Genomic DNA, 13,772 nt, shown 5'->3' with positions numbered 1-13,772 from the left:
TCAGTGAGGAGAGCAGTGGCAGGCAAGGCCCGCGTGCACGAGTTGGCAAAAGAACTCGGTGTCACCAGTAAGGAACTACTCGCACGGCTCAAAGAGCAGGGCGAGTTCGTCAAGTCCGCATCATCCACAGTCGAGGCCCCGGTGGCTCGTCGACTTCGTGAGTCCTTCCCGTCCGAAACCTCGGACGCGTCGGCAACCACCGCATCTGCACCCAACGGCCGCGCAGCAGCAGATCGCGCCGCTGGTAGCACCGCGAAGCCGGGCACAGCAAAGCCGGTTGGACCCCGTCCGGGCCCCAAGCCTGCACCCCGCCAGGCAGAGCCGGAAGCACCCGCAGCCCCGGTAGCACAGGCACCCGTCGAAGCAGCCCCGGCTGCGCCCGCTACTCCGGCACCGGCTGCGCCCGCCGCGCAGCCCGCTGCGCCGGTCGAGCAGGCTCCGGCCGCGTCGGCCGACACCGCCGACGCAAGCCAGGCCCCGGCAGCACCCAAGCCCGCAGGTCCCGGCCCCAAGCCAGGCCCCAAGGCTCCGCGTGTCGGTAACAACCCGTACTCCTCGGCCCCCGTGGAACGACCGGCTCCTCGGCCGGCTCCCGGTGCCCCCCGCCCCGGCGGCGGACGTCCCGCTCCCGGACAGGGTGGGCCTCGTCCCGCCACACCGTCGGCCGGCAGCCGCCCGGCTCCCGGTCAGGGTGGGCCTCGTCCCGCTCCGGGCCAGGCCGGACCTCGTCCGAGCCCGGGCTCGATGCCTCCTCGCCCCAATCCGGGTGCGATGCCGACCCGTTCGGCTCGACCGGGACCCGCAGCAGGACGCCCCGGTCGCCCCGGCGGCGCACCGGGCGGACGTCCAGGTGGCGGCGGCGGCGGTGGCTACCGCGGCGGTGGCGCTCCCGGCGCTCCCGGTGGTGCCCCCGCAGGCGGCGCTCCCGCAGGCGGCTTCCGTGGCCGTCCCGGCGGCGGTGGCCGTCCCGGTCAGCGCGGTGCAGCAGCAGGTGCCTTCGGTCGTCCCGGCGGAGCAGTCCGTCGTGGCCGTAAGTCGAAGCGGGCGAAACGCGCCGAGTACGAGAGCATGCAGGCTCCCGCAGTCGGCGGCGTCAGGCTTCCCCGCGGCAACGGTGAGACCATCCGTCTCGCCCGCGGCGCATCGCTGTCGGACTTCGCGGACAAGATCGACGCGAACCCGGCCGCGCTGGTGCAGGCCCTGTTCAACCTCGGCGAGATGGTCACTGCAACGCAGTCGGTCAACGACGAAACGCTGGAGCTGCTCGGCGGCGAGATGAACTACGTCGTTCAGGTCGTCAGCCCCGAGGACGAAGATCGTGAACTGCTCGACTCGTTCGATCTCACCTACGGCGAGGACGCCGGCGGCGAGGAAGATCTCGAGCAGCGTCCCCCGGTGGTCACCGTCATGGGCCACGTCGACCACGGCAAGACGCGACTGCTGGACTCGATTCGTAACACCACGGTGCGCGAAGGCGAGGCCGGCGGCATCACGCAGCACATCGGTGCGTACCAGGTGTTGACCGAGCTCGAGGGCAACGAACGTCTCGTGACGTTCATCGACACTCCCGGTCACGAGGCCTTCACGGCCATGCGTGCCCGTGGTGCCAAGGCCACCGACCTCGCGATCCTCGTGGTTGCAGCCGACGACGGCGTCATGCCGCAGACGGTGGAGGCGATCAACCACGCCCAGGCGGCCGATGTGCCGATCGTGGTCGCGGTGAACAAGATCGACAAGGAAGGCGCGAACCCGGACAAGATCCGGCAGCAGCTGACCGAATACGGTCTGGTCGCCGAGGAGTACGGCGGCGAGACCATGTTCGTCGACATCTCCGCCAAGCAGGGCACCAACATCGATGCCCTTCTCGAAGCGGTGCTGCTGACGGCCGACGCATCACTCGATCTGCGCGCCAACCCGGACATGGAGGCTCAGGGTGTTGCCATCGAGGCGCACCTCGACCGTGGTCGTGGGCCGGTCGCGACCGTGCTCATCGCTCGCGGAACGCTCCGTGTCGGTGACTCGATCGTTGCCGGCGACGCGTACGGACGCGTCCGCCGAATGGTCGACGAGCACGGCGAGGACGTCACCGAAGCGTTGCCGTCCCGGCCCGTGCAGGTCATCGGCTTCACGTCGGTGCCCGGTGCAGGTGACAACCTTCTGGTCGTCGACGAGGACCGGATCGCACGTCAGATCGCCGACCGTCGAAACGCACGCAAGCGGAACGCGCTCGCAGCGAAGAGTCGTAAGCGCATCAGCCTCGACGATCTCGATGCAGCTCTGAAGGAGACTTCGCAGCTCAACTTGATCCTCAAGGGTGACAACTCGGGAACCGTGGAGGCTCTCGAAGAGGCGCTGCTCGGAATTCAGATCGACGACGAGGTCGAACTGCGCGTCATCGACCGCGGTGTCGGTGGCGTCACGGAGACCAACGTCAACCTGGCGTCGGCATCCAACGCGATCATCATCGGCTTCAACGTTCGAGCGGAGGGCAAAGCCACCGAGCTGGCCAACCGCGAAGGCGTCGACATCCGGTACTACTCGGTGATCTACCAGGCGATCGACGAGATCGAGAAGGCCCTCAAGGGCATGCTCAAGCCGGTGTACGAGGAGGTTGCCCTCGGGCAGGCCGAGATCCGCGCGCTGTTCCGTTCCTCCAAGGTCGGAAACATCGCCGGTTGCCTCGTCACCTCCGGTACGATCCGTCGCAACGCGAAGGCACGACTCATCCGAGACAGTGCCGTTGTTGCGGAAACCGTCACGATCTCCTCGCTTCGCCGCGAGAAGGACGACGCGACGGAGGTCCGTGAGGGCTACGAGTGTGGTTTGACGGTGACGTACTCCGACATCAAGGTGGGCGATGTCATCGAGGCGTACGAACTCCGTGAAAAGCCGCGCGACTAGAACGGATGCGGAGCCGTTCGGCTCCGCATCCGGTCGCGTCGGCTCGGTGGTGAAGCCAGGGGAGTGACACTGCGCTCCGACTTTCGAGCCGGTGGTGGTACGACAGTTGTACCGCCGCCGGCTTTGTCGTCGAAGCCGATCGAAGGACGTCAGCGTGTATCTGGGTGCTCTGGAGTTGGACGTGTTGTTGGGGGACGTACGTTCGCTGGCCGAGAAGCGATCGATGATGGAACCGGTACTGGGTGATCTGCAGCGGTTGGGAGTGTCGGCTGCGGAAACCGGTGAACGAGAACGTATTCGACGGTCGCTGTTGGGAGTCGCGGCCGCTGGTACCGATGTGGACCGGCTGCACGACAAGCTGGACGAATGCGAACGGCACGTCGCCGAACGCCACGATCTGGAATTGTTGGCAGTACGTCGGAGAATATTCGGACCCGAGGATTGATTCGGGACGTCCTGTCGAGCACTGTTCGACAGGCGTGTACATCGCAGCCGCCGGGACGTCGCACTTCGGTCGACGTCCGGCCATGAAAGAGGAGTGTGATTGTCGTGGTGGATCAGGCCAGGGCTCGTAAGTTGTCCAAGCGAATCGCCGCCATCGTTGCAACGGCGATCGATCACGAGATCAAAGATCCGCGGCTCGCGTTCGTGACCATCACCGATACCAAAGTCACCGCTGACCTGCACGACGCGACGGTGTACTACACCGTGATGGGCGAAGACCTCGATACTCCGCCCGATCTGCAGGCTGCCGCGGCAGGACTGGAGAAGGCCAAGGGTGTGCTGCGCTCGAAGGTCGGAGCCGGAACGGGTGTGCGGTACACACCGACATTGACGTTCGTGACCGACACGGTGCCCGACACCGCGCGCCACATGGAAGACCTTCTCGAACGTGCCCGCGTGGCCGACGAGGAGCTGGCCCGCGCCCGTGCGAACGCCAAACCTGCCGGAGACCCGGACCCGTACAAGGCCCCGCGCGAAGTCGCAGACGTCGAGCCGGCCGAAGCCGACTGACATGTCCGATGGTTCGGGGGCAGCGTCGCAGCAGGACGAGGATTTCGCACGGGCGATCGAGATGCTCGAAGGTGCATCTTCGGTGACCGTTCTGTGCCACGTGCAGCCCGACGCGGACACGATCGGTAGCGGGCTGGCGCTCGGTTCGGTACTCGAACGCCGTGGCACCGAGGTGCAGGTGGCCTTCGCGGCACCGGCATTTCTGCCCGAGTCGATGAACGAGCTGCCGGGCCGGCACCTGTTGGTCGACGCCGACAAGGTGGCCGAAACGGTGGATCTGGTCGTCACGGTGGATGCCGGAAGTCGGGGCCGGTTGGGTTCGTTGGGTGACCGGCTCGACTCTGCGTCGGCCAGCCTCGTCATCGATCATCACCGCAGCAACACCCGTTTCGGAACTGTCAACGTGGTGCATGCGTCAGCGGAATCGACCACTGCTGTGATCGCGCGACTGTTGGACCAGTGGGGTGTCGAGATCGACGCCGATCTGGCGCACCTTTTGTTCGCCGGCCTTGTCACCGACACCGGATCGTTCCGCTGGGTACGCCCGGGTTCGCATCTGCTGGCCGAGAGACTGTTGGCCACGGGGATCGACGGCGCCCACATTGCCCGCAAGCTGCTCGACACCCACCCGTTCGACTGGCTGCCGATGCTCGGGTCCGTTCTCGGTTCGGCATCCTTGATTCCCGACGCAGCAGGCGGACGAGGGCTTGTGTACGCCGTCATTCGGAGCGAGGATTCGGCCGGACTGCGTTCCGAGGAGATCGAGAGCGTGATCGACATCGTGCGCACCACCTCCGAAGCCGAGGTGGCCGCAGTGCTCAAGCAACAGGACTTCGGCTCGGTATGGGTGGTCTCCCTGCGCTCGAAGACCGAGGTCGACGTCTCGGCGGTGGCGTGTGAACTCGGCGGCGGCGGGCACCGCAATGCGGCCGGCTACACCGCCACCGGCGACCTGCCCGACGTGATCGAAGCGCTGCGCGAGGCCCTCTCGGCGTCGTGAGCTCCACTCCGGTCACCGCTCGAAGAATTCTCGGCCTGTCGCTGCCCTCCCTCGGCGTCCTCGCCGCAGAACCTCTCTACCTGTTGTTCGATGCCGCCGTGGTCGGCAGGCTGGGTGCCTTGGCCCTTGCAGGCCTGGCCATCGGCGGGCTCGTGCTGGCCCAGGTCAGCACCCAGCTGACCTTTCTGTCCTACGGCACAACCGCGCGAGCGGCTCGCATGCACGGTGCCGGTCGCGAACGCGATGCCGTCGGCGAGGGTGTGCAGGCAACATGGTTGGCCTTCGCGATCGGTATCGCCATCGTCGCGGTGATGCAGCTCGCGGCCGAGCCCGTGGTGTCGGTCTTGACCGGAGGTGGCGACATCGCCGCTGAGGCGATCGCGTGGCTGCGCATCGCGCTGATGGGTGTGCCGTTCATCCTGATCTCGTTGGCCGGAAACGGGTGGATGCGCGGTGTCCAGAACACCGTGACACCGCTACGTTTCGTCGTGCTCGGCTTCGGTGTGTCGGCGGTACTGTGCCCGTTTCTGGTTCACGGGTTGTTCGGGTTCCCGCGGTTGGAGCTGGTCGGATCGGCCGTGGCCAACGTGATCGGTCAGGGCGTAGCGGGTGCATTGTTCGTCGTCGCGGTGGTTCGAGAAAGCACCGAACTGCGTCCGCGCTGGTCGGTGATGCGTGCGCAGTTGGTACTCGGTCGCGATCTCATCGTGCGCAGCCTCGCGTTCCAGGCCTGCTTCCTCTCCGCAGCCGCGGTCGCGTCGAGGTTCGGGGCCGCCTCGGTCGCCGCGAACCAGGTGGTGCTGCACATGTGGAACCTGGTGTCGCTCATGCTCGATTCGCTGGCAATTGCGGCACAGACCCTCGTCGGGGCCGCGTTGGGAGCCGGCAGGACCGAGGACGCGCGGGCACTGGCATGGCGATTGACGGCGTGGTCGACGGTATTCGCCGTGGTCCTGGCCGACGCGTTCGCCGTCGGGCGTTCGTTTGTCCCAGGCCTGTTCACCAGCGATGCGTCGGTCATCGATCAGATGCACGGGATCTGGTGGATCTTCGTTGCGATCATTCCCATTGCCGGCGTGGTGTTCGCGTTGGACGGAGTGCTGCTCGGCAGTGGCGATGCAGCGTTCCTACGGAACGCCACCATGGCATGTGCCGTCGTGGGGTTCCTTCCGTTCATCTGGTCCGCTCTGGTCTTCGACTGGGGGTTGGTGGGGATCTGGATCGGACTCGGTGTCTTCGTCGCCTTGCGCATGCTCGCGGTGGCCGGGCGAGTGCTGTCCGGTAAGTGGCTGGTGATCGGCAGCGATCGTCAATTACGACGGTGACGGCAACGCGGGATGCAGTGCCACTTCGAGGCTTTTCACCACGAAGAACACGCTGCGCCCCGGCTCGAGCTCGAGATCGGAGACTGCTGCCGGGGTGATGTCGGCGGCCATTCCGGGCGAGCCGTCGGGATGCGGACGGGATCGGACGCGAATACCGGAGCCCTGCACCTCCATCTCGTCGATCACGACCTCGAAGACGTTCCGCGGACTGGCATGAGGGGCTGTCGGGTGCACCGAGACCGCGGCGGGGGAGAAGACCGCGACCAGCGAGGTTCCAGTGACGTGTTGCCCTGATCCATGGACCGTCAGGCCCCAGCTCGTGGTCAGGGCGGTCGTGCCGTCGGCATCGGCCGCGCGGCCGGAGAGCAGGTTGACTCCGGCGATGCGGGCACCGAATTCGCTTCGGGGAGCGGCGAGTACCTCGGCAACCGACCCTCGCTCGACCACGCGCCCGCCGTCGACGATCGCGACCGAGTCGGCCAGCGCGACGACGTCGAGCAGATCGTGGGTGACGATCAGTGCCGTGCGAGAACTTTCGCGCACTACCGAGCGCAGCACTCTGCGGAGCGCCGGTGCTGTCTCGACGTCCAACGCCGCAAGAGGTTCGTCGAGCAGCAACAGTCGAGGATCGGCTGCGAGGGCACGTGCGATGGCTATGCGTTGGGCCTGCCCACCGGACAGTTGGTCCGGGCGACGACCGGCCAGATGAGAGGCTCCTACCGCGGCGAGCCACGTGTCGGCCACAGTCTTCGAGGACGCTCGACTCTCACCCGCGCTCCGCGGCGCGAAGGCGACGTTCGTTCGAGCGTCCATGTGGGGAAACAGCAGTGCGTCCTGCGCGAGAGTGGCAACACCTCGCGCGTGTATCGGGACGAAGGTTTTCGTCGACGTGTCGGTCAACATCTCCTCGCCGAGTCGGACGACGCCGTCGTCGGGTGTCACAGATCCCGACACCAGCTGCAGCAGTGTCGATTTGCCGGCCCCGTTGGGTCCGAGGATGGCAACGGTCTCACCCTCCTCGACGTCGAGTTCGATGTCGATGCCGCGGACATCGAGAGTGGCACGCACATGCAGTGAGCTCATAGTGAACCCGCTGAGCGAGTACCACGCGCGGTGACCACGACGAGGGCCGCAACCAGGATCAGCACCAGCGACAGCGCCACCGCGGCATCGGGATCGGCCTCGCGCTGCAGATAGATCTCCAGCGGCAAGGTTCGGGTGACTCCTTCGAGCGAGCCGGCGAAGGTCAAGGTCGCTCCGAATTCGCCGAGTGCGCGTGCGAACGCGAGAACGATACCGGATATCAGTCCGGGCAAGATCAGGGGAATGGTGACGCGGCGCAGAACGGTGGTCGGAGTTGCTCCCAGAGTCGCGGCCACCACGTCGTAGCGACTTCCGGCCGTGCGCAATGCGCCTTCGACGCTCACGACGAGGAACGGCAGCGAGACGAACACCTGCGCCAACACGACGGCTGAGGTGGTGAACGCGATTCGGATACCGAACGCATCGAGATGTTCACCCAGCAATCCCTGGCGTCCGAAGGTGTAGAGCAGCGCGATGCCGCCGACCACCGGCGGCAGAACGAGGGGGAGTACGACGAGGGAGCGAAGAATCGATAGCCCCCGAACAGCGCTGCGCGAGAGAACGATTGCCATCGGTACGCCCAGCAGCAAGCACACCACCGTGCTGGCTGTGGCTGTTTTCAGGCTCAGGATCAGCGCCGCGACCGCAGACTCCGAGGTGACGAGGCCGACGAAGTTCGACCAGTCGATGCGGGTGAACATCGCGGCAAGGGGTGCCACGACAACGAGCGCGCCGACGGCCGCCGGAACGAAGATCCACCGCGGTACCCCGACCGCCGACCGCCCGCCATCGGCGACGCGCACGGTCACGGAGCGGCGAAGCCGGCTCGGGCGAGGACGTCTCGGCCGACCGGTCCGGTGACGAACTCGGCGAACGCGCGAGCGGTGGCGTCGTTCTCGGACCCACTCAGTGTCGCAACCGGATAGGTGTTGACGGCTTCGCTCGCTTCCGGGAACGGCACTGCTGTCACGGAGTCACCCGCCCCTGCTGCGTCGGTGACATAAACCAGCCCGGCATCGGCTTGACCCGACGTGACTTTGCCCAGTACATCGGTGACCGACGATTCCTCGCTCACCGCCGGGATGTCCGCGCCGGTTGCGGCTTCCACGGCTGCCGTCGCCGCACCGCACGGCACCTGAGGTGCACAGATGACCGTCAGAATGTCGGGGTTCGCCAGATCTGCGAACGACGTGATGCGATCCGGGTTGCCCGGCGCGGTGACGATGGTCAGAGTGTTGGAGGCGAAGTCGACGGGATCACCCGCGACCACGCCGGCGTCGACGGCCATCGTCATGTTCTTCGTATCCGCCGAGGCGAAGACATCGGCGGGTGCCCCGGAGATCAGCTGCGTGGCCAGGTCGGAGGATCCGGCAAAGCTGAACTCGACCGAGGTACCGGGATGCTCGGCCTCGAATCGCGTACCGAGTTCGGTGAACGTCGCGCGCAGCGATGCTGCGGCGAAGACGGTGATGTCACCCCCGACGGCATCGCCGGTCGCGGCGGGATCGGAGGCGTCGGATTCGGACGCCCCGCCGCATCCGGCGAGGACCAGAGTGACGGCAACAAGAGCCGCGAATGCCGGTCTGAGTGTCTGCACTGAAATCTCCTGCGATCTAGGGTGTCTCGACGATGACCGTCGTGGCCTTGACCACCGCGACGGTCACCTTGCCGGGCTCGAGTCCGAGTTCACGAACGGACCCGGTACTCATCAGGGACACGATGGAGAAGGGCCCACACTGCATGGTGACCTCGCTCATCACTGTGTCCGAGACGACTTCGGTGACCAGCCCGACCAGACGGTTGCGGGCAGAACTGCCGCCGGACGCCACTTCGGGTGGGGGAGCGGCATGCTCGCTTGCATAGGCGGCGAGGTCACGCCCGGCAATCACTTTGCGCCCTGTCTCGTCCTCGAACGAGGCCAGTGTGCCGCTGTCGATCCACCTCCGCACGGTGTCGTCACTGACGCCGAGCAGTGCGGCGGCGTCTCGAATACGGACCGGAGGCACCGTCATCGAAACACCTGTGCTGCCCTGGGTGTCCGCAAAAGCGTCATGAGAGGCAGCATATACCCGAATCTGCGGTCGTTATGACCGGATTGCCTCCAGGCGGGCTGGGGCCGTCGACCGCGACGCGGGCTAGCGCTTCACCCCGCTTGGATGCGCCGCGGAATCTCGGTGGAGGATTGAGCGTTGATACGTTCTCGGACGGTTCGGCGACTCGACGTCGACGGCCGAACGGATCGGAAGGGGTCATCAGTGGCAGCGAAGCTGTGGGCAGTGAGCGACATTCACGTCGGACATCGGGGCAACAGGCCCGTCACCGAGGACATCTACCCCGAGTCTCCCGACGACTGGCTGATCGTGGCCGGCGACGTGTCGGAGAAGACCGACGACATCAAGTGGGCGCTCGAACTGCTGCGTAGTCGTTTCGCGAAGGTCATCTGGGTTCCCGGAAACCACGAGCTGTGGACGACGGTGAAAGATCCCGTCCAGATCCACGGAGCGGCCCGATACGAGTACTTGGTCAACCTGTGCCGTGAGATCGACGTCGTCACTCCGGAGGATCCGTACCTGCTGTGGGAGGGGGAGGGTGGTCCGGCGACAATAGTGCCGATGTTTCTGCTGTACGACTACAGCTTCCTGCCACAGGGAGCTCGGGACAAGGAGCACGGTCTGGCGATCGCGCGAGAGAAGAACGTCGTCGCCACGGATGAATTTCTGTTGTCCTCGCAGCCGTACGCCACGCGGGACGCGTGGTGTCATGCGCGTATCGAAGCCACTCGTGACCGTCTCGATGCCCTCGATACCACCGTTCCCACGGTGCTGATCAACCACTTTCCGATGGTCCGTCAGCCGACCGAGGTGCTCTTCTACCCGGAGTTCGCGTTGTGGTGCGGGTCCACTCTCACGGCGGATTGGCACACGAGGTACAACGCGATCTGCTCGGTGTACGGGCACCTGCACATTCCGCGGACCACCTACTACGACGGCGTCCGCTTCGAGGAGGTTTCGGTGGGCTACCCGCGCGAGTGGCAGCGCCGTGGACTGCCGAAGAACGTTCTGCGACAAATTCTTCCGGTTCCCGAGTATCCGCCGGGGTCGTTGAACAAATGGGGCGGGCACTTCACCGTGACGCCCGAGATGGAGGCAGAAGTCGAGAAGATGAGGGCGGGCAAGTGATCGAATCCATACTTCCGAACGGTGTGGTCTCGGCCGAGCTGTTCGTCGACCCACCGGATTTGGTGCCCCACCCACTCGAAGCGCCGTTGGTCGCCAAGGCGGTGGACAAGCGCAAGCGTGAGTTCACCTCGGCTCGGCACTGTGCTCGAGTGGCGATGGGGAAGTTGGGCGTGGAGCCCGCACCGATCATGCGGGGCAAATCCGGTGCGCCGCAGTGGCCGAAGGGTGTGGTCGGATCGTTGACGCACTGCGACGGTTATCGCGGTGCCGTGCTGGCCTATTCGATGCAGGTGCGATCGGTGGGCATCGACGCCGAGCCGCACGGGCCTCTACCCGACGGTGTGCTGGAGGCGGTGAGCCTGAAGGCGGAGCGAGACTGGCTCGCGACCGCGGGCCGTGAGGACGTCCACTGGGATCGAGTGTTGTTCTGCGCCAAGGAAGCAACGTACAAGGCCTGGGAGCCGTTGACCGGTCGGTGGCTCGGTTTCGAGGACGCGCACATCACCTTCGAGCGCACCGGCTCCGGTGACGACATCTCCGGGACGTTCCGGTCCGAACTGCTGGTGCCCGGCGATACCGTCTCCGGGCCTCCACTGACGTCGTTCGACGGTCGATGGATGGTGGCCGGCGGACTGGTGATGACGGCGATCTCGGTGATGTGACGACCGGCTCGTCGCGCCTGGCACAATGCTCTCTCGTGAGTGCTCGCGAAAAGATTTCGTCCGGTCTCGTCGGTGCCGGCTTACTGGTGGTCGACAAAGGACCGGGCGTGACGAGTCACGATGTCGTGGCGTCGTGTCGAAAACTGTTGCGTACCAGAAAGGTCGGCCACGCGGGAACTCTCGATCCCATGGCGACCGGAGTGCTGGTGCTCGGTGTGGAGCGGGCGACCAAGATGCTCGGCCTGCTCTCGTTGACCACCAAGTCGTACACCGCGACGGTCCGGCTCGGCCGCAGCACGACGACAGACGACGCCGAGGGCGACGTTCTGACGGACGTCTCGGCTTCCCACCTGTCCGATTCGGACATCTCGACCGCGATCTCCGATTTGACCGGTGACATCGAACAGGTACCGGCGAGTGTCAGTGCCATCAAGGTCGACGGACAGCGAGCACACAAGCTGTCTCGAGCCGGGGAGGAGTTCACCCTCGCCGCCCGGAAGGTCAGTGTCACGCGATTCGATGTGACGGCCAGGCGTGATGTCGTCGAGCACGAAGCCACCTTCGTCGACCTCGATGTGGAGGTGGATTGCACGTCGGGGACGTACGTGCGCGCGCTGGCCCGAGATCTCGGTGCGGCGCTGGGCGTCGGCGGTCACCTGACTGTGCTGCGCCGCACACGCGTCGGTCCGTTCACACTCGAGCACGCCCGGACGCTGGAGGAGTTGGCCGAGGATCCGGCCGTCAGTCTCGATATCGACGAGGCCTCACGCACCGCCTTTCCGCACCGGCAGATCGATGCAGGCGAGGCGGAGGCACTGAGCCAGGGCCGCTGGCTGGATCCGATCGGAATCGATGGGGTGTACGCGGCCGTCGATCCGACCGGTCACACCATTGCTCTGCTTCAGGAGAAGGGCAAGCGCGCCAGTTCGGTCATGGTCGTGCGGCCCGCGACCTTGCGCGGGCACTGAACCTGCCCGGCGATCAGTTCGCGGGAACCATCCAGATCGCCTCGGCGGCGCGATGGCCGAGGTCGATGGAATCCGTGGCGTCGTCCCGCGCAAGTTCGATGGCAACGGTGCCGGCGTAGTCACGTCGTTCGATCACCGTGATCGGCAGGTCGAGCGTGATGCCGACCGAATCGAAGTAGCGGAGCATCGCCGGATCGGAGTCGGAGATTCGGGCAACTCGGCCGGACTGTCCGTCGAGGTACTCACTGAGGCGGGTCGCGGACGGCGTATCGATCGCGCCGTCGACCGAGGGAATCGGATCTCCGTGCGGATCCCGTTCGGGATGGCCCAATTTGGCGTCGATCCGGTCCATCATCAGATCCGAGACGGCGTGCTCGAGAATCTCTGCCTCGTCGTGCACTTCGTCCCAGCCGTAACCCAGTTCTCGGACCAGATAGGTCTCGATCAGACGGTGCCGACGCACCATGCCGATGGCCGCCAGGCGACCCTTCTCGGTCAGTGAGATGGCCCCGTAGCGGGCGTGGTCGACCATGCCCTGATCGGCGAGCTTGCGGATCGCCTCGGACACCGTCGAGGCGGAGACACCGATGCGCTCGGAGAGCATCTTGGTGCTGACGGAGTCCTCACTCCATTCACTGGCGGTCCAGATGACCTTGAGGTAGTCCTGCGCAACCGCGGACAGCTGGACGCCCTCGTCGGCCGGTGCAGGATCGGTTTTTTGTTGCGCCACGCCGCCGAGCTTAGGCAATCCAATGGAAAAAGACATCTCACCGGGCCGGAGCCACCGGCACGCGACCGCGTTGTCTCAGAGCGCGGGTGACGATGCCCTGTGATGGGCTCAGCAGGTAGGCGAACACGAAGACGAGTCCCTGGGTGAGCACGACGCTGCCTCCTGAGGACACGTCGAGGTAGAAGCTGGCGTAGATCCCCACCAGCGCGCAACCCACCGAAATAAGCGGTGCCAGCACCAGCATGCGGCCGAAGCTGTGTGTGAGCAGGTACGCCGACGCGCCGGGAGTGATGAGCATCGCCACCACCAGGATGACGCCGACGGCCTGGAGTGCAACCACGGTGGTCAGCGCCAGCAGGGTCAGCATGACGGCCGAGATCACCGTGGGATTGATTCCGACGGCGCGTGCCTGGGTGCGATCGAAGGCGAAGAGCGTGAAGTCGCGACGTTTGACGATCATGACGGTCAGCGCGATTCCGCCGAGGACGAACACCTGCACCATGTCGGCCTGCGAGACGCCGAGCAGATTGCCGAACAGGATGTGATTGAGGTCGATCTGGCTGGGAAACTTCGAGATCAGGACGACGCCGAGCGCGAACAAGGTGGTGAAGACGACGCCGATGGCGGCGTCTTCCTTGACGATGGTGGTGTTACGGACGACTCCGATGGCACCGACCGCGATGAGGGCGAACAGTAGCGCTCCGATCGCGAACGGTGCACCGAGCAGATACGACAGCGCGACACCGGGCAGAACGGCGTGCGAGACCGCGTCGCCCATCAGAGACCAGCCGATGAGGACGAGCCAACAGCTCAGCACCGCGCACACGATCGACGCGGTGACAGTGACCAGGAGCGCCCGTTGCATGAAGGTGTATTCGAGTGGGTCCACGAGAAAGTCGATCACGTACAC

At 65.7% G+C, this 13,772-nt stretch carries 14 protein-coding genes; 8 read left to right on the top strand and 6 right to left on the bottom strand.

Going from position 1 to position 13,772, the window contains the following annotated elements:
- Positions 1 to 15: 15 nt before the first annotated feature.
- From infB to QM797_RS10470, 5 genes are all read left to right on the top strand, one after another.
- A complete protein-coding gene (gene infB / locus QM797_RS10490; RefSeq protein WP_283275489.1) occupies positions 16 to 2,901 on the top strand; it encodes a translation initiation factor IF-2 in 2,886 nt (961 codons plus the stop codon).
- A gap of 154 nt (positions 2,902 to 3,055) precedes the next feature.
- Positions 3,056 to 3,346, top strand: coding sequence for a DUF503 domain-containing protein (locus QM797_RS10485; RefSeq protein WP_283275487.1), 291 nt, complete (start codon positions 3,056 to 3,058; stop codon positions 3,344 to 3,346).
- A 104-nt stretch (positions 3,347 to 3,450) separates the two neighbouring features.
- The gene (gene rbfA / locus QM797_RS10480) at positions 3,451 to 3,915 is read left to right on the top strand and encodes a 30S ribosome-binding factor RbfA (protein WP_094685963.1); all 465 of its coding nucleotides are present in this window, start codon (positions 3,451 to 3,453) and stop codon (positions 3,913 to 3,915) included.
- Position 3,916: 1 nt separating this feature from the next.
- Entirely contained in the window at positions 3,917 to 4,915 is a 999-nt protein-coding gene (locus tag QM797_RS10475; protein ID WP_283275486.1) for a DHH family phosphoesterase, read from the top strand.
- On the top strand, positions 4,912 to 6,240 hold the full coding sequence (locus tag QM797_RS10470; protein ID WP_283275485.1) for an MATE family efflux transporter: 1,329 nt from the start codon (positions 4,912 to 4,914) through the stop codon (positions 6,238 to 6,240). The genes QM797_RS10475 and QM797_RS10470 overlap by 4 nt, the downstream gene beginning before the upstream one ends.
- Here the strand turns inward: QM797_RS10470 and QM797_RS10465 are convergent.
- Genes QM797_RS10465 through QM797_RS10450 form a run of 4 tightly spaced genes read right to left on the bottom strand, consistent with a single transcriptional unit; the run spans position 6,229 to position 9,335 of the window.
- Complete coding sequence (locus tag QM797_RS10465; protein ID WP_283275484.1) at positions 6,229 to 7,323, bottom strand: sulfate/molybdate ABC transporter ATP-binding protein; 1,095 nt, start codon at positions 7,321 to 7,323, stop codon at positions 6,229 to 6,231. The genes QM797_RS10470 and QM797_RS10465 overlap by 12 nt on opposite strands.
- Positions 7,320 to 8,132: an ABC transporter permease gene (locus tag QM797_RS10460; RefSeq protein WP_283275483.1), complete on the bottom strand. Its 813-nt coding sequence runs from the start codon at positions 8,130 to 8,132 to the stop codon at positions 7,320 to 7,322. Before QM797_RS10460 ends, QM797_RS10465 begins: the two co-directional genes overlap by 4 nt.
- Positions 8,129 to 8,920, bottom strand: a complete 792-nt coding sequence (modA, locus tag QM797_RS10455; RefSeq protein WP_283275482.1) for a molybdate ABC transporter substrate-binding protein — start codon at positions 8,918 to 8,920, stop codon at positions 8,129 to 8,131. The genes QM797_RS10460 and modA overlap by 4 nt, the downstream gene beginning before the upstream one ends.
- A gap of 16 nt (positions 8,921 to 8,936) precedes the next feature.
- The gene (locus tag QM797_RS10450; protein ID WP_371833841.1) at positions 8,937 to 9,335 is read right to left on the bottom strand and encodes a TOBE domain-containing protein; all 399 of its coding nucleotides are present in this window, start codon (positions 9,333 to 9,335) and stop codon (positions 8,937 to 8,939) included.
- Between the two features lie 243 nt (positions 9,336 to 9,578).
- On the opposite strand from QM797_RS10450, the gene QM797_RS10445 reads away from it, so the two are divergent.
- The 3 genes from QM797_RS10445 to truB are packed head-to-tail and all read left to right on the top strand — an operon-like array spanning position 9,579 to position 12,132.
- Positions 9,579 to 10,502: a metallophosphoesterase family protein gene (locus QM797_RS10445; protein WP_283275481.1), complete on the top strand. Its 924-nt coding sequence runs from the start codon at positions 9,579 to 9,581 to the stop codon at positions 10,500 to 10,502.
- Positions 10,499 to 11,164 carry a 4'-phosphopantetheinyl transferase family protein gene (locus tag QM797_RS10440; RefSeq protein ID WP_283275480.1) on the top strand — a complete coding sequence of 222 codons (666 nt, stop codon included), beginning with the start codon at positions 10,499 to 10,501 and terminating at the stop codon, positions 11,162 to 11,164. Before QM797_RS10445 ends, QM797_RS10440 begins: the two co-directional genes overlap by 4 nt.
- A gap of 35 nt (positions 11,165 to 11,199) precedes the next feature.
- The gene (gene truB / locus QM797_RS10435; RefSeq protein ID WP_283275479.1) at positions 11,200 to 12,132 is read left to right on the top strand and encodes a tRNA pseudouridine(55) synthase TruB; all 933 of its coding nucleotides are present in this window, start codon (positions 11,200 to 11,202) and stop codon (positions 12,130 to 12,132) included.
- Between the two features lie 13 nt (positions 12,133 to 12,145).
- Here truB and QM797_RS10430 read toward each other — a convergent pair whose 3' ends face one another.
- Together QM797_RS10430 and QM797_RS10425 are read right to left on the bottom strand one after the other, a co-directional pair.
- Positions 12,146 to 12,880 (bottom strand): metal-dependent transcriptional regulator, encoded by a 735-nt coding sequence (locus QM797_RS10430; protein WP_371833862.1) that lies wholly within the window; start codon positions 12,878 to 12,880, stop codon positions 12,146 to 12,148.
- 19 nt (positions 12,881 to 12,899) lie between these two features.
- Positions 12,900 to 13,772 carry a metal ABC transporter permease gene (locus QM797_RS10425; RefSeq protein ID WP_283275477.1) on the bottom strand — a complete coding sequence of 291 codons (873 nt, stop codon included), beginning with the start codon at positions 13,770 to 13,772 and terminating at the stop codon, positions 12,900 to 12,902.

This window comes from Rhodococcus sp. IEGM 1381 (assembly GCF_030056795.1).
In the GTDB taxonomy this organism is placed as follows: domain Bacteria; phylum Actinomycetota; class Actinomycetes; order Mycobacteriales; family Mycobacteriaceae; genus Rhodococcoides.
The sequence above is the reverse complement of the archived record's forward strand: the minus strand, read 5'-3'. Positions and strand labels throughout refer to the sequence as shown.

Coding starts and splice junctions, on each gene's coding strand:
- QM797_RS10450 (WP_371833841.1), bottom strand. CDS start 9,335: ATGACGGTGCCTCCGGTCCGTATTCGAGACGCCGCCGCACTGCTCGGC.
- QM797_RS10475 (WP_283275486.1), top strand. CDS start 3,917: ATGTCCGATGGTTCGGGGGCAGCGTCGCAGCAGGACGAGGATTTCGCA.
- QM797_RS10465 (WP_283275484.1), bottom strand. CDS start 7,323: ATGAGCTCACTGCATGTGCGTGCCACTCTCGATGTCCGCGGCATCGAC.